The organism is Streptomyces sp. NPDC004111 (assembly GCF_042874215.1).
Taxonomy (GTDB): Bacteria; Actinomycetota; Actinomycetes; order Streptomycetales; family Streptomycetaceae; genus Streptomyces.
In genome coordinates, this window is record NZ_JBIAMU010000001.1 from 994533 (window position 1) to 1011498 (window position 16966).

Here is a 16966-nt window from a genome sequence, read left to right on the forward strand (position 1 = left end):
TACGTGGTGGCCGGGTGTCCGTGCTACTTGCCGATGCCCGCCGTCATCCCCTCCACGATCCGCCGCCCCAGCCACAGGTACAGCACGATCATCGGGTACACCAGGATCGTGATCCCGGCGAACAGCGCCCCCCAGTCGGAGCTGTACTGCATGCTGCCGTACAGGCTCAACAGGGCCGCGGGCAGCGTCCGTTCCTCCGGCAGCGGGGTGATCAGGAGGGCCAGCAGCGTCTCGTTCCACAGCCCGATCACATTGAGCACCAGCACCGTGGTCATGGCCGGGCGGGCGATCGGCAGCACCACCTGGACGAACGCGCGCAGCGGACCCGCGCCGTCCAGCTCGGCCGCCTCCTCGATCTCCTGCGGGAGCGAGCGCAGATAGCCGGTCAGCACGAAGACGGTGAACGGCAGCGACAGCACCACCTGGAAGACCAGCAGCGTGATGCGGTTGTCCCACCAGCCCGTCACCCAGTCGATCATGAAGCTGCTCACCGAGAGCTTGACGACCACGATCGGGATGACGACCGTCTGGAGCGGAATGCTCATGCCCATCGCGAAATAGCCGGTCAACGGCCCCGCCACCCGCCGCGTGGAACGGGCGAGGACGTACGCCGCCGGGGCGGCCAGCGCCACGATGAGCAGCGAGCCGACCAGGGTGAGCAGCGTGCTGGTGAGCGCCGCCGAGGAGAACCCGGCCGCCTTCCACGCGGTGCCGTAGTTGCTCCACTGCGGACTGTCCGGCAGCCCGAACGGCGACAGCCAGACCTCGCCCGACTCCTTCAGCGACTGGATGCCCACCCAGCCGACCAGGGCGAGGTTGAAGGCCACCCACAGCCACAGCGCGAGCGAGGTGACCCGGGGGACGAGGAGGTCGCCGAACAGCCGGCGCGGCGACCACACCGACGTACCCCGCCCGCCACTGCGTACAACGGTCTCAGCACTCACGACAGCTCCACTCGCTCACGACGGGTGATTCGACGGGTCAGCCAGACCAGCACCGTCGTCACGATCAGTACGAACACGCCCATCGCGGCGGCCGAACCCAGCTCCGGCGCACCGCCGTTGTTGGTCACCGACAGGAACTGCTGCACCGCCACCGTCCGCGCCTGCAACGGCGGGCTGCCCGGGGTGCCCGCCGTCGTGAAGGCGATCACGATCTCGAACACCTTCAGGCTGTTCACCACCCACAGCACCGCGCACACCGCGAACACGTCCCAGGTCAGCGGCAGCGTGATGTAGCGGAACTGCTCCCACTTGGTGGCCCCGACCAGCTTCGCGTCCTCGTAGAGGTACGGCGGGATCGAGTCGGCCGCCGACATCATCAGCGCCACGTAGAAGCCGGTGCTCGACCACACCAGGCCGCCGATCACGCACCGGAACACCATGTCGGGCCCCAGCCACGGCTGCGGGTCCAGGCCCACCCAGCCGAAGACGGTGTTGACCACGCCCTCCGGGTTGAGCAGGAACCCGATGGCCGCGCCCACCGCGATCATCGAAATGATCATGGGCAGGAAGACCACCGACCGGATGAACCCCCGGCCCTTCGCCTGCCGCAGCACCACCATCGACAGGAAGGTGAAGCCGAACACCGCCACCCCGCCGCCCAGCGCCAGCACGAAGGTGTTGACGAAGGACGTGCGGAACGCGTCGTTGTCCAGCAGCGCCGTGTAGTTGGACAGCCCCCGCCACTCCATCGCGGAACCGGGCCCCGCCCACTTGTTCAGGCTGACCCAGAACCCGTACAGCGCGGGCAGCACGAACAGCAGGCTGTAGCCGAGCAGCGCGGGGAGCAGGAACGGCCAGAAGGCGCGCTCCCGGGCCGGCCGGAGCCTCCGGCCCTTCTCGTGCGGTGCGGACCCGCTCGCCGGAGCCGACTGCTCCGCCTCCCCGACCGGGCCCGGGGTCAGTGTGCTCGTACCCATCGCGTCAGCTCTTGTTCTTCAGGTACGAGGCCGTCGCGGCCTTGCCTTCCTTGACGAACGCAGCCGCGTCCGACTTCCCCGAGACCAGCTTGTCGTCGATCGGCAGGAACACGTCGTTCCACCACTTCTGGTCGGCCGCGGCCCCGTCGTACGTCCGGTGCGTGGCCTTCGCGTCGGCCACGTCCTTCTGTATCCCGGCCAGGTGCGCCGGGGCGGGCACGTCACCGCGCGCCGGGATGCTCAGCGCGCCCTCCGACAGGGCCTGCGCGTACTTCTTCTGCAGCGCGAAGGCCAGGAACTCCTTTGCGGTGTCCGGGTTGTGGCCCTTGGCGTTCACACCCCAGCCGAGGGTGCCCACCTCAACCGAGTCCTTGCCGCCCACCGGCAGCTGGAAGGACGTCACCCTGGCGTCGGCCGGCAGCTTCGGCTTGGTCTCACCGGCCAGCCAGGTGCCGTTGATGTTGAGGTCGTACTTGCCCTGCGCCCAGCCGTCCTGCGCCGCCGGGAACTTGGTGGCCATGAAGTCCTTCTGGAAGTAGCCGCCCCGGGCGAGCTGCTCCACCTTCCTGGCCGCCGCCAGGACCTCCGGCTTGTCCCAGGCCGCCGGGTCGGTGGCGAGCGCCTTCATGCTGCCCTCGCCGTTCGCCCGTACCAGCGCGCTGTAGAACCAGTACACGTTGTAGAAGTTGATCGTGCCGTCCTGGGCGAGGGGGGAGCGTCCCGCCTTCTTCGCCGTGTCCAGGTAGGCGACGAAGTCCTCCCAGCTCTTGGGCGTCTTCACCGGGTGCTTGGCCGCGTCGAACCACACGGCGGTGGAGATCACCGTGTGCGGGACGAAGGCCAGCCCCTTGTCCGTGCCGGACGCGTCCCGCACCGCCTGCGACAGCACCTCGGAGACCGGCTTGCCCTCGCCCGGCACCTGCTTCTTCAGTACGTCGTCGAGCGGCGCGGCCAGGTTCTGCGCGGCGAACCGGTCGATGGTGTCGGTGGAGGTGTCGAACAGGTCGGGGCCCTGGCCGGCGGCCATCTCGGTCGCCAGGTTGTCGTTGCCCTTGCGGCCCACGAACTTCACGTCGACCTTGGTGCCGGTCTCCTTCGCGAAGTCGTCGAAGAGTGCCTTCATGGCCTTGCCCTGCGGCTCGTCCGCGCCCCAGGAGGAGCGGTAGACCAGTTCCTTGTTGGCGGCGGCGCTGTCCCCGCCACCGTTCTTCTTGCCGCACGCGCCCACACTCAGGGCGAGCGCGCCCACGGTCAGGACGGCCGTCAGCTTGCGCATGGTGATGCCTTTCATCGCGTCATCGGGACTGCAAGGACTTGCGTACGTGTGTGGGGGTGCCTGCGGTGCGGCAGGGGTGCTGCGAGGGTCCGGCCAGAGGGGCCGGGGCTAGGTGGGCGAATCCAGGGCGACCACCGTCCCGGTGTGCCGCGCCCGTTCCGCCGCCCACACCACGCGGTGCGTGGCGAGGCTCTCGTACCCGCTGGTGAGGACCAGGGAGGGGTCCCGCTTGTCGATGGCGTCGACGAACGCGTCGAACATCGTCGCGTCCCCGCCGCCGTGTCCGGCCGCCGCCGAGGCGTCCGCCCCGGCGCCGGTCTCCACCACCGCCACCGTGTCGGTGAGGAAGTCGTGCACGCGCAGGGTCACCCCGTCGCCCTCGATCGACCCGCGGGTGCCGAAGATCCGGGTCTTGCGGTGCTCCAGCGCGGCGAACGCGGTGACCGTGCAGGTCGCGTTCGTACCGTCGGCGAACTCCATGCTCACCACCTGGTTGTCCAGGACGTCGTTCCCGCCGGCGTACGCGCACCTGCCGTACGGTCCGTCCGCGAGCGCGGCGAGCACGCCCTCCTCCGTACGGGCCCCGGTGACCGCCGACAGCGGCCAGAACTCCTTCTCCGGGTCGCCCAGGCAGTCCAGGTAGATCCGCTTGGCGGAGTACGCGCAGTCGCGCTCGACCGGGCAGGTCAGGCAGGAGTCGGTGGCGCCCTCGGGACGCTGCTCGGGCCGGAAGTGGGTGAGCGCGCCGAACGAGCTGACCCGCACCGGCAGTTCACCCTTGACGTAGGCGATCCAGTCGAGGTCGTGGCAGGCCTTGGCCAGCAGCATGGGCGCCGACTCGTCCTCCCGGCGCCAGTTGCCGCGCACGAACGAGTGGGCCTGGTGCCACCAGCCGATCTGCTCCAGGTGCTGGATGTTCACGACGCTGCCGATCCGGCCGCCGTCGATCAGCTCCTTGAGGGCCGCGGTGTACGGGGTGTAGCGCATGACGTGGCAGACCGCGAGCAGGACGCCGTGCCGGTCCGCCGCGTCGGCGATGGCACGCGCCTCGTCCTCGCGGTGCGCCATCGGCTTCTCCAGCAGGATGTCGTACCCCAACTCGGCGGCCCGGACGGCCGGTTCGCGGTGCATCCGGTCCTGGGTGGCGACGATCGCGGCATCCGCGAGCCGCTCCCGCGCCAGCAGATCGCGCCAGTCGGCGAACACCCGCTCCGCCGGTACGCCGTGCTCCTCGGCCATCGCGCGGCGCCGGACCGGATCGGGCTCGGCCACCGCGACGACCTTGGCCCGCCCGGTCTCCAGGGCGCGCCGGGCGTAGCTCTGCCCGCGCAGCCCCGCGCCGATGACGGCGAGTGTGACCATGGGAGTCCTTCCGAACGAACTGGCTCTTCTGACGGGTGACTTCTGGATGTGACGTCTGGATGACGTGCTTGCCAGTTACTAATGAAGACTGTTTTTATTTCTCCGTACAGATGCTGTCAAGGGAGAACGTGGTGACGTTTTGACACAGCACGGAGGCGATACCTCGCGCTTGCGCCGGATCAACCTGGTCACTACGTTGCGCACGGTGCGTGACGGGGGCCCGGTCAGCCTCACCGAACTCTCCCGGCGGGCGGGCCTGTCCAGGCCCACCGTGGAGAGCCTCGTGGAGGAACTGCTGGCGGCCGGCTGGCTCAGGGAACTCCCGCCCGAAACGGGGCAGATGGGACGTCCTGCGCGGCTGGTGGCGTTCCACTCCACCGGCAGGCACGTCCTCGGGGTCGACATCGGCTCGTACAGCGTGCGCGCCACCGTGGCCGCGCTCGACGGCACGGTGGTGACCGCCTGTACCCGGCCGGTGGACGCCGGGTGCGGGCGGGCCGAGCGGCTGAACGGCACCCGCGCGGTCGTGGAGGAGGCGCTGAAGGAGGCCGGGCTGTCGGCGGACGGGATCGCCGCCGTCTGCGTGGGCACCACCGGAGTCGTCACCGCGGAGGGTGTGGTGCGGCTGTGCGTGGGCCTGCCCGACTGGGTGGGCGTGGACCTCGCGGCCGAACTGGGCGCCGGTTTCCGCTGCCCGGTCCTGGTCGAGAACGACTGCAACCTCGCCGCCCTCGCGGAGAACTGGACCGGTCTCGCCCAGAACGTCACCGACCTGGTCTTCGTCCTCTCCGGGGTGCGTACCGGCGCCGGAATGCTGATCGACGGCCGCATCCACCGGGGGCGCAGGGGGGCCGCGGGCGAGATAGGGGCGCTGCCGCTGGTCGGCTGGCACCGGGCGCCCTCGCACCTGGCGGGCTGCCCGGGGCTGCCGCCGGGCACCCTGCCGCAGGAGGTCGCGGAGCACGTCTTCGGACGGGCCAGGGACGGGGATCCGGCGGCCCGTTGGGCGGTGGAGCAGTACGCGCACGACCTGGCGGAGGGGATCGCGGCGCTGGTCCTGACGGTCGATCCGGCGCTGGTGGTGGTCGGCGGCGGGCTGTCCCGCTCGGGGGACGTGCTGGTGGAGCCGCTGCGGCGGCACCTGGACCCGCTGTGCCTGGAGCCGCCGGAGCTGGCGATCTCGGCACTCGGTGAACGGGCGGTCACCCTGGGCGCGGTCCGTCACGCCCTGAACCACTTCAACGCCCGGCTCTACGACATCGACACACCTCTCCCGCGTCCGACCCCTTGACGCGGGGGCGTCTCACCCCGCCATATATGAAAAGTCTTTGGCGAACCCACCTCTGACGCCGCCCACCCCCCGGGGCCGCACCCTCCCCCCCCGCCGCCTCCTTGGGCGACGGGGCCGCCCCCGGGGGCGGAACGGGCGGGCAAGGGGGCGGCCCCCGGCGGAGCCGAACCCTTCCGCCCCGCCCCGCCCCACCTCCGCCCCAGCCCCACCGCTCCACTCCAACCCCACCCCTCCCAGGACCAAGGAGTAGCAGCCCCCATGACCCCCACCAGACGCACCTTCCTCACCACCGCCTTCGGCGCCACCCTCGCCCTAGCCGCCCCCGGCACCGCCTCCGCCGCGACCAGCCCCGCCGCACAGGCCACCCCCACCGCCTCCGCCACGGGCGGCACCGGCACCACGTACTACGTCGACTCCCAGTCCGGCAACGACACCGCCGACGGCACCACCCCCACCACCCCCTGGCGCACCCTCCCCCGCGTCAACCAGCACACCTTCCAGCCCGGCGACACCCTCCGCTTCGCCACCAACCGCACCTGGACGGGGCAGTTGGCCCCCAAGGGCTCCGGCACCGCCGCCGCCCCCGTCACCGTGACCTCGTACGGCACCGGCACCAAACCCCTCCTGGCCGGCAACGCCGCCGTCCCCTCCACCGTCCTGCTCGAAAACCTCAAGCACTGGACCCTGGACGGCCTCGAAGTCACCAACGGCACCGGCGGCACCTCCTGGCGCACCGGCGTCGAGGTCCGCGCCAAGGACATCGGCCCCGTCCCCGGCATCGTCCTGCGCAACCTCTACGTCCACGGCATGGACGGCATAGCCCAGGTCGGCAAGGGCAACATCGGCTCCGCCGGCATCCTGGTCAACGTCCGGGGCAACACCACCCCCACCTACTTCACCGGCATGCTCATCGAGAACAACGAGATCGCCGACACCAAGGCCTACGGCATCACCACCTGGTCCACCTGGATGCGCCGCGAGGGCTGGAACGAACTCTGGGGCGAACTGGGCATCCCCACCACCGAGTACGGCACCTTCACCCCCAGCACCGGCCTGGTCATCCGCAACAACTACGTCCACGACGTCGGCTCCGGCGGCATCAACCCCAACCAGGTCGCCGACACCCTCATCGAGTACAACACCGTCGCCCGCCCCACCTCCACGACCACCAACGTGGGCATCTGGTGGTCCGGCGCCGACCGCACGACCGTGCAGTTCAACGAGGTGTACGGGACCCGGTTCGGCGGTCGCGGCCTGGACTGCACCGCCTTCGACGCGGACGCCTCCTCGCACGACAGCCTGATCCAGTACAACTACAGCCACGACAACGGCGGCGGCTTCTTCATCTCCGTCTCGCTCGGCACCGCCCCCGCCAGCGCCGTCATCCGCTACAACATCAGCCAGCACGACGGCAACGAGATCTTCACCTTCTCGACGAACACCGACGGCGTCGACATCTACAACAACACCATCTACGTGGCGCCCACCTCGACGTCCGCCCGCCCCCTCTACAAAATCGCGCAGGTCTACCACAACCCGAAGAACGTCACCTTCCGCAACAACCTCATCGTCAACCAGGCGAAGCTGGCGTACGACACCGCGGGCATCACCTACCGCAACAACCTCTACGCGGGCGGCCCCGTCCCGCCGGACACCGCCGCCCTCACCGGTGCCCCCAAGCTGACCGCCCCCGGCACCGCCACCTCCCGCAACGACCTGGCGGGCTACAAGCCGCTCTCCGGATCGGCCGCCATCGCCGCCGGGCTCGCCATTTCCGGCAACGGCGGCCGGGACATCCTCGGCGCCGCCCTCCCCACCGCCTCCGCCCCCGACATCGGCGCGGTGCAGGCCGCCCCCGGCAGCCAGGGCGCCCCCGTCGCGTCCACCACACTCGGCACCGGCCAGGGCTCCATCGCCGCGATCGTCGACGGCAGCGACGCCACCAGCTGGGGCAGCAAGGACCCGGCCGTCCTGCCCGGCACCGTCACCGTCGATCTCCGCACCGCCCGCACCGTCGGCTCCGTCACCCTCGCCACCCACTTCGGCCAGGGGCAGGGCTTCACCAAGGTCGACGTACAGACCTGGGACGGCAGCACCTGGACGACCAGGCTCACCGACGCGGCCCTCACCTGGAACAGCAACACCGCCACCGTCGAGCGCCGCACCCTCACCCTGCCCGCCCCCGTCACGACGTCGCAGGTCCGCCTCGTCGTCAAGGCGGCCAACACCCAGTGGGGCAACGTCGCCCTCAACGAGCTGACGGTCGCCTGACCGGATGCCCCGCACCACCGCACCCGGCCGCCCCACCGCACCCGGCCCCCGGCGGTTCCTCGTCCCCCTCCTGAGCACCGCCCTGGTGGCACTGCTCGCCGGGACCTGGCTGCTGTCCGGGGCGCTGGTGGCGGGCACCGACCCGCTGCTCGTGGCGGCCGGGCGCAGCGGAGTGTGCTGCGCGGTCCTCGCGGCGTTCGCCGCCGCCCGGCCGACGGCGCGCGCCCAGATGCGCCGACTCCTCGCCAGGCCGGGGGAGATGACGTACCTCGCGCTGCTCGGCTTCGCGCTGTACGCCGCCTGCACCCTGCTCGCCATCGGGCGGGTGGGGACCTCGCTCACCAACACGGTCGTCGCCCTGATGCCGTGCGCGGCGCTCGCGGTGGGCGCCCTGTGCCACGGCGAGCGGGCCGGGCCGCGCAGAACGCTGGGCGCGTGCCTGGCCACCCTCGCCACGGCGGCGTACGCCCTCAGCGGCAGCAGCGGCGGGCAGCCGGGCCGCACCGACCTCGTGGGAGTGCTCCTCGCGGTGGCCGCGGTGCTCGGGTTCGCCGTCTACGGCTTCCGCTACCGGGCCCGGCTGCCCGGTGTCGAGCCGCTCGCGGCGCTCCCCGTCCTCCTCGGCGCGGCGACCGCGCTGCTGCTGCCGCTCGCCCTTGCCGCACCCGGGGCCACGGCCGCCCAGTGGGCCGGGATCGCGGTGCTCGGCGGGGCGGTCTACGCGCCCGCCTACCTCCTCCAGCACCGGCTGATCCTGTTGCGCGGACCGGTCTTCACCGCCTCGGTCCAGCTCGCTGTGCCCTTTTCGGTGCGGATCGGTTCCTGGGCCACCGGCGCGTCCGGCCCGCCGTCCGCGCTCGAACTCGGGCTGCTGGCCTGCGCGTTGGCAGGTATCGGACTTGTCACGACGACCACCGGAACGGGCGCGGCCGCAAAACCGCGCACAATGGATCGTCTCCGGGGGGAGTGAACGCGTGTTCCCGGGCAAGGCTGGGGCGCGTACGCACCTGTGCCGCGTACGCCCGCCGCGCCCGAGGAGGAACCGTGACGCAGTCCGCCACCGTCAGCAAGCCCGAGACCGCGACCGCCCCGGTGGCGGAGCCGGCCGGAACACCGGCCGGGAGCGTCCGTCCCGCCGCGGAGCCGGCCGAAGCGGCCCTGCCCCTGATCGCCGACCCTGCCACCGTCGCCCCCAAGGACGCCCGCGAGCTGTCGAAGATCTTCCTCGACCGGCTCCAGGAGCTGGAGGAGGGCACGCACGCCTACCAGTACGCGCGCAACACCCTCATCGAGATGAACCTCTCCCTGGTGAAGTTCGCGGCGCGGCGCTTCCGCAACCGGGGCAGCGGCGACCTGGAGGACATCGTCCAGGTGGGCACGATCGGCCTGATCAAGGCCATCGACCGGTTCGACCTCACGCGCGAGGTGGAGTTCACCTCCTTCGCGATCCCCTACATCACCGGCGAGATCAAGCGCTTCTTCCGTGACACGACCTGGGCCGTGCACGTGCCGCGCCGCCTCCAGGAACTCCGTACCGAACTGGCGAAGGCCAAGGAGCAGCTGGCCACGGTCCTGGACCGCGACCCCACCGTCGCCGAACTCGCGGAACTCCTGGAGCTGACGGAGGCCGAGGTCACCGACGGCCTGGTGGCCGCCAACGGGTACACCGCCGGTTCCCTCGACCTGCCCGCCGAGACCGGGCACGACAACAGTGCCAAGTCCCCCGTCTCGTACGCAGACTTCTTCGGGGCCTGCGACCCGCGCATGGAGCTCTTCGAGGACCTGCACACCCTCGGCCCGCTGCTCGACGCGCTGAGCGAGCGCGACCGCCGCATCCTGTCCATGCGTTTCGGCCAGGAACTGACCCAGTCCGAGATCGGCGAGGTGCTCGGAATTTCACAGATGCAGGTCTCCCGCCTGCTGACCCGGATCCTCGGCACCCTGCGGACCGGCATGCTGACGACCGGCTGAGTGCGGTTTGGCGGAAAACAGCCGGTGTGCCCGGCGTGTTCCCTGGGCATTCGCAGCCTCACAGGACAAACACGAGAAGTACACGAGAACCAACGAGATGAAGGGGACTCACTTCATGCTGGTGCCCGACCCGAAGGTGCTGCGCGAACTCCTCACCCGGTACGCCGAGACCCGGCTCGCCCATGCCGAGAAGCCGACCCTGGAGACGCGGCGCGCGCTGGACGACGTGGCGTACACGCTGTGCGTGACGACCTCGACCTCCAGAATCGACGCCGCTCTGTCGGTGGCGGACACCCTGCTGGAGCGGACGTGCTGCGCGCGGGCGGAGGCGAGGGACGCGGAGGCACGGGAGACGGAGCGCGGGGACGCCGTGCGCGGAGGCGGCGTAACGGACGCGGGCACCGTGCCCGACGACGTCAGGGACAAGGACCAGGCGGACCTGGCGGCCTGAGCCCGCCGACCCGCGCCCGGGGGAGCGGCTTCCGGGTGAGCGGCGCGGTTCCGGCCGTGCCGGTGTGACACCCCGGTAGGTGTGCCGCCCCCGTCCGTGCGGCACTTCCGTCCGTGCTCGCTATCCGTGCGACCGTCGCAGCCTCGCCGTCCCGAGGAGCGCACGTTCGACGGCGAGCAGCAGCGCGAGGCCGATACCGGTAAGCAAGCTCCAGCCGGTGTCGGGAAGCCACAGCAGGGTCATCGGCACCGTCCCGCCGAGCGTGGTGGGCAGCCACCACAGGGCCGCGGCGAGGGCGAGCGGGGCGGCGACCAGGGCGGCGTGCACGACGACGGTCCGGCGCCGCGAGCGGACGGCCGGGGACCGGTGCCACAGCAGCTCCCGCCCGGACAGCACCACCAGTACCAGCAGCACCGCGGCGAGCCCGGCAGCCGCCCACGGCAGGACGAGCGCGAACCGGTCGGGCGTGGTGCCGCCGGGCTCCGCACCGGACAGCAGCCGCGCCGTCCCGAAGGCCGCGTCACCGAACTCGACGGCGCGCAACTGCTGGTAGGAGTTCTGCAGGACGAGCACGGCGCGTGCGCTGTCGGGCAGCATCACCACCATCGCGTGATAGCCGCCCGGCAGCGACCCGTCCTTCCAGACCATCCGCTCGCCCGTGCCCCCGAGCGCGCCGACCGACCAGCCGAGCCCGTGCCGTCCTGTCCGGCTCGGCACATGTCCGTACTGGGTGTCGGCGATCCCGCGCGCCGACAGCACCTGCCGCCCGTCCAGCCGGCCGCCGCCCAGCTCGGCACGGACGAAGCGGGTCAGGTCGCGCAGGGAGCCGCCCGCGTAGCCGTACGGCACGCCCGAGGTGTCGTACGGGGCGTCGAACCGCACCTGCTTGCCGAAGAGGGACCGGTGGCCGGGCGGCACCCGCTCCCGTACGAAGTCCTCCTCGGTGGCGACGGCTCCCCGCATCCCCAGCGGGGCGAACACCTTCGCGCGCAGGTAGTCGCCGAAGGGCTGCCCGGACACCTGCTCGACGAGCGCGCCGAGCACCGCGTATCCGGCGCTGGAGTAGGCGTACGTGCTGCCGGGGCGGGCGGCCGGCGCCGCGTCCGCGACGTCGTGGGCCGCGCGGGAGAGGGCGCCGGGGGAGTTGTCGAAGCGGTCGGTGACGTCCGAGGAGGCGGAGGCCGGGATCCCGCTTGTGTGGGTGAGCAGCTGCCGCACGGTGATACGGCCCGTCGACTTCTCGCCAGAGTCCTCCCGCGCGGGAGGTGCGCCGGCGGGCCCGAACCACGGCAGATAGGTCCGTACGGGAGCGTCCAGCCGCACCCGCCCCGCCTCCACCAGCTGCATCACGGCGAGCCCGGTGACCGGCTTGGCCACCGATCCCCACAGGAACGGGGTGTCCGGGGTGACCGCCCGCCCCCGCCCGTCCTCGCCGAAGCCCCGCTGGTGCACCACCCGGCCGCCCTCGATCACGGCGAGCGCGGCGCCCGGTGTGCCGGTCGCGTCGAGCCGCCCCCGGACGAACGCGTCCACCTCCGCCCACCGGCCCGCCCCGCCGGCGGTGCCTAACCCGGCCCCCGCCACGGGCACCGCTACGGCGGCGGGCGGCGCGAGCGCGGCCAGCAGCCCCACGACGGCCAGCCCCCGCAGGACGCGCCCCCTCCCGGTCCGCCCCCGCCCGCCCTTCCGGATGCCGCAGCGCGCCCAACTCCCGCCCCGGCCATGCCTCTTGATCCCACTTCGCACCGCAATGCACCCCTCACCGCTGGACGTCGTCGACCCTCACGTTTTTACAATATGAGCATATTGTTTAAGGCGTGCGCAAGGCTGTGCGGCAGATATCGTGGGTGCATGCCGAAAGTCGTGGATCATGAAGCGCGACGCATTCAAGTCGCCGACGCAGTGCAGGAGTTGATCACCGAGCAGGGACTCGACCGGGTCACCATGGCGCGGACCGCCGCCGTCGCGGGCGTGTCCGTCGGCCATGTGCAGCACTACTTCCCGTCGAAGGACGACATGCTGCTCTTCACCCACGCACGCGTCGTGGGCAAGGTCCTGGACCGGGTGTCGGAACTCGGCGCGCGCGCCACCCGCCAGCAGCTCCCCATCCGCGACGTGGTGGTGGAGGGCCTCGCCGAATGGCTGCCCGCCGACCCGCGCCGCCGCTCCGCCCACCGCGTCGTACTGGCCTTCCTCGGCCGCACCGTCGACAACCCCCGGCTCGCCGAGGCGCACGCCGGGACCGGCCGCCACATCCGCGAACTGCTCGCCACCGCGATCCACAACGGCAAGGAGTGCGGCGAGGTCCCCGCCGCCACCGACCCCGCCCGCGCCGCCCTCGAACTCCACTCCCTGACCGAGGGCCTGGCCCTCCAGCTCGGCTCCGACCCGGCCGCCGCCACCGCGCAGAGCACCCAGGACCTGCTCGCCGCCCGGGTCGCCACGGTCTTCTCCGGCCGCTGCCGCCAGTACGGCTGAGGCGGGGCGCGGCGCGGATCAGCCGGTTCGCCGCAAGGTCCGGCGCAGCGTCGCGAACGCGGCCGGCGGGGTCCCGGCCGCCAGGAAGTCCCGGATCCGCAGGGCGCAGGCACGCGGGTCGGCGCGGTCGGTGTGCACATCCAGGTCGTGCGGCCCGTAGGAGTGCACCCGGTCGTACTGCGCGGCGGCCAGCCCCGGCGTCCGGTCGCCCCGCGCGGCCTCCCAGCGCTCCAGCTCCGGCAGGGCACACCGCACCCCCACCAGCACCGTGCGCCCCGGCTCCAGCAGATCGAGCAGGTCGAGCAGCCGCCAGCGCCGGCTGAGCGGATAGTCGACGACCACGTTGTTCCCGGCCGCCGCCATGCCGGCCACCGCCCGGTGGAAGCCCTTGCAGGTGCGGTCGATCTCCGCCTGGACGTCGGCCTCGGCCAGCGGATGGGAGTTGCGCATGGCGTGGAAGGCGTCCACCGGCATGTGGAACCAGGTCGCGTCGAGCATGCCGACCAGCTCCCCGGCGATGCTGCTCTTGCCCGAACTGGACGTCCCGTTGAGCAGCACGACGCGCCCGGTGTGCGGCGTGCGGGGGATGCCTCCGTGGGCCGGATCCGTGATTGTGCCCGCGCCCGCGCCCGTCTGTACCGTTCCGTCCGTCATGCCGTGCCGCTCCTGGTCCGTGAGGGGCGCAGGGGTGCGCTGCCCCCTCGATGATCCCAGCAGCGTTCCGGCTGAGTACGGCCGCCTCCTGCTGAGTACGGAGGCTCATGCCGCGCACCGGCACGGTGGATAGCGTGCCCGCATGATCAAGAAGCTGTCCGGCGCGCTCCGCGACCGGCCCGTCCGCACCACCCTGGCCGTCCTCGGACCGGTACTGCTCGTCGCGGGCGGGTACGGCGTGCTGCGCCTGTGGTTCGGGACTCCGTACCCCGACGTCCAACCGGTCGCCGTGGAAGCACAGTTGAGGCAGCGCTCGCAGGAGGCCTACGACGTACTGGGCCTGCCCGCCACCGAACGCGCCGCCACCTTCGAGGCGTCCCGCACGGACACCGGCTCCTGCTACTACCGGGGCTGGAGCTACCTGGCCCACTTCGACCGGCCGCGCGCCGACGTCGTCAGCTTCAGCCACTCCTGGGAGGTCCCCGACGTTCCGGAGGCGCAGGCACGCCGCTCGCTCGAACAACTGCGCAAGCAGATGACCGACCAGGGCTGGCAGGTCACCGACGACCGCGACGAGCGGCACCACGGCAAGGACGGAACCGACCTCGTCGCACTGGGACTCTGGCTCACGACACCCTCCGACGGTGAGGACGGCGAGGAGAAGGACAGGCTCGCGGTCCGCTGGAACTCCTCGGGCTCCGTCCTGTCCGTGCACGGCTACGCCCCCTGCGGCAAGGTCCCGGACGGCTACGACCCGAACACCTTCGGCCAGGACACCCCCGCCCCGACCACCTGACCTCCCGCTACTCGCCGCCGGGCCGCTCCAGTGCCGTGCGAAAGCCGCCGACGGATTCTCTGGAGGACCCCCGGACGGCAGCGGTCTACGATTTCACCGACGGTGCCGCGCGCTTTCTCCACACCGACTTCCGGGTGAACATCCGGCAGGAATAGCGGTGGTTCAGGGCCGCCGGCCCGACGCCACGGCCCACTGCTGTGCCGCCGCCACCAGGATGTCCGTGGCCGGTGCCTTGATCTGCCCGTATGAAGCGAGGTCGGGAGTGACGTCCGACAGCCGTCGTTTGAAGGTGCCCCAGGCCTCGCGGGCGGAGGCGTCGGCGCGCAGGTAGTCGCGGAAGAGAAGGGCGAAGCGGGAGTTGGGGGCGTCGTGTTCACGGACGTGGACGTTGCAGCGGCGGGCACCGGGCGGGGGAGCGAAGACGAGCTTGCGGCACGGGCTCCCGAGGGAGGTCTCCTCCTGGTTCCAGGGCTCCGGGCGGCGGCGGAACCCGAGCGTGCCGAACGCCGCCCCAATGTCCGCCGCTCGCAGCTCCAGGTCGCCCGGCCGTACGCGGACCTGCACGTCGACGCAGTCCTTGGCGGGGAGACCGGGCACGGAGGTGGAGCCGATGTGGTCGATCGCGACGGCCAGGCCGCCCAGCGCGTCGTGCAGCCGGGCGGCCAGGACCTCGAACTCGTCCGGCCAGGAGGGGAGATAGGGGGAGATCGTCACCGTTGACGGTTCGTCGGGAAAGGGCACGGGGGGAGTGTACGGAGCCGGGCGACGGGCTGTCGGGTCGAGGCGGCCGGGGGAGGGAGCCGGGAGGGGCGATCTGGGCAGCGTCCCCCAGACGCACGCTTGCCGCAGGGCAGCGTCCCCGGGGCACACGTCTGCCCCGGGGCAACGTCCCCGGGCCCACGCCTGCGGCAGGGCGGCATCCCCCGGAGCACCCCGACCTCAGGGCAGCATCGCCTCGATCAGGTCCGCCGCTCGTGCCGTGCCGCCCTCGGCCTGCGCGTCGGCGCTCAGGGCTGCCGAGCGGCGGGCGACCTCCGGGTCCGTGACCAGTGCGTGCAGGGCGGTCCGCAGCGCCTCGGGGGTGGCGTCCGCGGTGTCGATGCGGCGGGCGACCCCCAGTTCCACGAGCCGGTCGGCGTTCATGAACTGCTCGGCCGCCTGCGGGACGGCGATCATCGGGACGCCCGCCAGCAGCCCCTCCCCGCAACCGCCCATCCCCGCATGGGTGATGAAGGCGTCCGCCTGCGCCAGGATCGCGCGCTGCGGAACCCAGGAGTGCACCTCGATGTGGGGCGGGACCTCGCCCAGTTCGAGCGGATCGGTGTGCTTGCCGATCTGGAGCACGACGTGCCAGCCGGGCAGGTCGCCGAAGGCCGCCACGCACGCGCGGTAGAAGTCGGGCTGTCGGGTGTACGCGGAGCCCAGCGAGACCAGCAGGACGTTCTCGGCACCGGCGGGGCGGGTCCAGGTGTCCGCGCTGCCCGCCGGGCCGTAACAGGGGCCGACGAACGTCACCGTGTCCGTGTCGACCCGGTCCGCGTGCGGCTGCATCGCCCGGGTGACCAGGGCCAGGGCCCGGGACGGCGGACCCGAGAAGGCGTCCACGTCCGTGGTGGCCGCACCCGAACCGGCCAGCCACCGGGCGAACTTCTCCCGGTGCGCGTCGGCCCCCGGCAGCTGCCGCAGCGGTGCCGCCACTTCCTCCTCGTACCCCTTCCACGCGACGAACGTCGGGGACAGCTGTACGACCGTGCGGCCCTGCGACTCGGCGAGGGCGCGGCCGGCGTACGCGCCGATGTCGTACAGGTAGAGGTCCGGGGGGTCGTCGTCGTAGGCGGCGCGCAGCTGAGGGAGCGCCTGCACGGCGTCGTCGAGGAAGAGGTCCATGGCGGCGATGGGGTCCGTCGGCCAGTTGTTGTCGGCGAACGGCAGTACGGAGGTGCAGGTGACCGGTTCGGCGCCGGCCGAGGCGGTCAGTTCGCCGAGCGCGGGGTCATTGGCGTAAATCACCCGGTGGCCCCGGGCCACCAGTTCGCGGATCACCTCAAGGCCGGGCAGGACGTGGCTGACGATGGGGGTGCCGATCATCGCGATGTGGGCACGGCGGGACGACATGGGCAATGCCCTTCAGGGAGCGATCGGTCGGTGGTCTCGGTGCTCTCGGTGCTCTCGGTGCTCTCGGTGCTCTCGGTGGTCCTGGTGGAGCGGTGGTGCGGGGGGAGGTGGCGGTGTCACGGGGCCGCGGCCTCCAGTTCCGCGACGCTGCCGGACATGAGGGTCCGTACGTGTGCGGTGAGGTGCTCGGCGGGCCAGTCCCACCAGGCCACCGCGAGCAGCCGGGCGATGTCCTTCTCCTCGTACCGGGTGCGGATGAGGCGGGCCGGGTTGCCGCCGACGATCCCGTAGTCGGGCACGTCGGTGGTGACCACCGAACCGGAGGCGACGATCGCGCCGTGGCCGATCCGCACGCCCGCCATCACCGTGACGTCGTACCC

General features: G+C 71.9%; 15 protein-coding genes and 1 pseudogene. 7 read left to right on the forward strand and 9 right to left on the reverse strand.

Annotated features, from left to right (window positions below; genetic code table 11):
- Positions 1–23 precede the first annotated feature (23 nt).
- The 4 genes from ACFYVL_RS04470 to ACFYVL_RS04485 form a co-directional block, all read right to left on the reverse strand.
- Positions 24–944, reverse strand: coding sequence for a carbohydrate ABC transporter permease (locus ACFYVL_RS04470; protein ID WP_389241269.1), 921 nt, complete (start codon positions 942–944; stop codon positions 24–26).
- On the reverse strand, positions 941–1921 hold the full coding sequence (locus ACFYVL_RS04475; RefSeq protein WP_389241270.1) for a carbohydrate ABC transporter permease: 981 nt from the start codon (positions 1919–1921) through the stop codon (positions 941–943). Before ACFYVL_RS04475 ends, ACFYVL_RS04470 begins: the two co-directional genes overlap by 4 nt.
- Positions 1922–1925: 4 nt before the next feature.
- Positions 1926–3212: an ABC transporter substrate-binding protein gene (locus ACFYVL_RS04480; protein WP_389241271.1), complete on the reverse strand. Its 1287-nt coding sequence runs from the start codon at positions 3210–3212 to the stop codon at positions 1926–1928.
- 93 nt (positions 3213–3305) lie between these two features.
- Positions 3306–4559, reverse strand: coding sequence for a Gfo/Idh/MocA family protein (locus ACFYVL_RS04485; RefSeq protein ID WP_389241272.1), 1254 nt, complete (start codon positions 4557–4559; stop codon positions 3306–3308).
- Between the two features lie 205 nt (positions 4560–4764).
- On the opposite strand from ACFYVL_RS04485, the gene ACFYVL_RS04490 reads away from it, so the two are divergent.
- The 5 genes from ACFYVL_RS04490 (at position 4765) to ACFYVL_RS04510 (ending at position 10543) form a co-directional block, all read left to right on the forward strand.
- The gene (locus ACFYVL_RS04490; protein ID WP_389241273.1) at positions 4765–5850 is read left to right on the forward strand and encodes an ROK family protein; all 1086 of its coding nucleotides are present in this window, start codon (positions 4765–4767) and stop codon (positions 5848–5850) included.
- Positions 5851–6108: 258 nt separating this feature from the next.
- Positions 6109–8121 carry a discoidin domain-containing protein gene (locus tag ACFYVL_RS04495; RefSeq protein WP_389241274.1) on the forward strand — a complete coding sequence of 671 codons (2013 nt, stop codon included), beginning with the start codon at positions 6109–6111 and terminating at the stop codon, positions 8119–8121.
- A 4-nt stretch (positions 8122–8125) separates the two neighbouring features.
- Entirely contained in the window at positions 8126–9091 is a 966-nt protein-coding gene (locus ACFYVL_RS04500; RefSeq protein ID WP_389241275.1) for an EamA family transporter, read from the forward strand.
- A 122-nt stretch (positions 9092–9213) separates the two neighbouring features.
- The gene (locus tag ACFYVL_RS04505) at positions 9214–10092 is read left to right on the forward strand and encodes a SigB/SigF/SigG family RNA polymerase sigma factor (protein WP_389241324.1); all 879 of its coding nucleotides are present in this window, start codon (positions 9214–9216) and stop codon (positions 10090–10092) included.
- A gap of 97 nt (positions 10093–10189) precedes the next feature.
- On the forward strand, positions 10190–10543 hold the full coding sequence (locus tag ACFYVL_RS04510) for a DUF5133 domain-containing protein (protein ID WP_389241276.1): 354 nt from the start codon (positions 10190–10192) through the stop codon (positions 10541–10543).
- A gap of 120 nt (positions 10544–10663) precedes the next feature.
- On the opposite strand, the gene ACFYVL_RS04515 is transcribed toward ACFYVL_RS04510, so the two are convergent.
- A complete protein-coding gene (locus tag ACFYVL_RS04515) occupies positions 10664–12175 on the reverse strand; it encodes a serine hydrolase domain-containing protein (protein ID WP_389241277.1) in 1512 nt (503 codons plus the stop codon).
- Between the two features lie 219 nt (positions 12176–12394).
- On the opposite strand from ACFYVL_RS04515, the gene ACFYVL_RS04520 reads away from it, so the two are divergent.
- Entirely contained in the window at positions 12395–13021 is a 627-nt protein-coding gene (locus tag ACFYVL_RS04520; RefSeq protein WP_389241278.1) for a TetR/AcrR family transcriptional regulator, read from the forward strand.
- 18 nt (positions 13022–13039) lie between these two features.
- Here ACFYVL_RS04520 and ACFYVL_RS04525 read toward each other — a convergent pair whose 3' ends face one another.
- Complete coding sequence (locus tag ACFYVL_RS04525; protein ID WP_389241279.1) at positions 13040–13675, reverse strand: chloramphenicol phosphotransferase CPT family protein; 636 nt, start codon at positions 13673–13675, stop codon at positions 13040–13042.
- Between the two features lie 142 nt (positions 13676–13817).
- Between ACFYVL_RS04525 and ACFYVL_RS04530 the strand changes: the two genes are divergently transcribed.
- Complete coding sequence (locus ACFYVL_RS04530; protein ID WP_389241280.1) at positions 13818–14471, forward strand: hypothetical protein; 654 nt, start codon at positions 13818–13820, stop codon at positions 14469–14471.
- Between the two features lie 162 nt (positions 14472–14633).
- Here the strand turns inward: ACFYVL_RS04530 and ACFYVL_RS04535 are convergent, their stop codons facing one another.
- From ACFYVL_RS04535 to ACFYVL_RS04545, 3 genes and pseudogenes are all read right to left on the reverse strand, one after another.
- The gene (locus ACFYVL_RS04535; protein WP_389241281.1) at positions 14634–15212 is read right to left on the reverse strand and encodes a GrpB family protein; all 579 of its coding nucleotides are present in this window, start codon (positions 15210–15212) and stop codon (positions 14634–14636) included.
- Between the two features lie 198 nt (positions 15213–15410).
- Complete coding sequence (locus ACFYVL_RS04540; RefSeq protein WP_389241282.1) at positions 15411–16586, reverse strand: macrolide family glycosyltransferase; 1176 nt, start codon at positions 16584–16586, stop codon at positions 15411–15413.
- A gap of 116 nt (positions 16587–16702) precedes the next feature.
- Positions 16703–16966, reverse strand: a pseudogene (locus tag ACFYVL_RS04545) (antibiotic acetyltransferase); the annotation flags it as partial.

Coding starts and splice junctions, on each gene's coding strand:
- ACFYVL_RS04475 (WP_389241270.1), bottom strand. CDS start 1,921: ATGGGTACGAGCACACTGACCCCGGGCCCGGTCGGGGAGGCGGAGCAG.
- ACFYVL_RS04480 (WP_389241271.1), bottom strand. CDS start 3,212: ATGAAAGGCATCACCATGCGCAAGCTGACGGCCGTCCTGACCGTGGGC.
- ACFYVL_RS04485 (WP_389241272.1), bottom strand. CDS start 4,559: ATGGTCACACTCGCCGTCATCGGCGCGGGGCTGCGCGGGCAGAGCTAC.
- ACFYVL_RS04495 (WP_389241274.1), top strand. CDS start 6,109: ATGACCCCCACCAGACGCACCTTCCTCACCACCGCCTTCGGCGCCACC.
- ACFYVL_RS04500 (WP_389241275.1), top strand. CDS start 8,126: ATGCCCCGCACCACCGCACCCGGCCGCCCCACCGCACCCGGCCCCCGG.
- ACFYVL_RS04510 (WP_389241276.1), top strand. CDS start 10,190: ATGAAGGGGACTCACTTCATGCTGGTGCCCGACCCGAAGGTGCTGCGC.
- ACFYVL_RS04520 (WP_389241278.1), top strand. CDS start 12,395: ATGCCGAAAGTCGTGGATCATGAAGCGCGACGCATTCAAGTCGCCGAC.
- ACFYVL_RS04525 (WP_389241279.1), bottom strand. CDS start 13,675: ATGACGGACGGAACGGTACAGACGGGCGCGGGCGCGGGCACAATCACG.
- ACFYVL_RS04530 (WP_389241280.1), top strand. CDS start 13,818: ATGATCAAGAAGCTGTCCGGCGCGCTCCGCGACCGGCCCGTCCGCACC.
- ACFYVL_RS04540 (WP_389241282.1), bottom strand. CDS start 16,586: ATGTCGTCCCGCCGTGCCCACATCGCGATGATCGGCACCCCCATCGTC.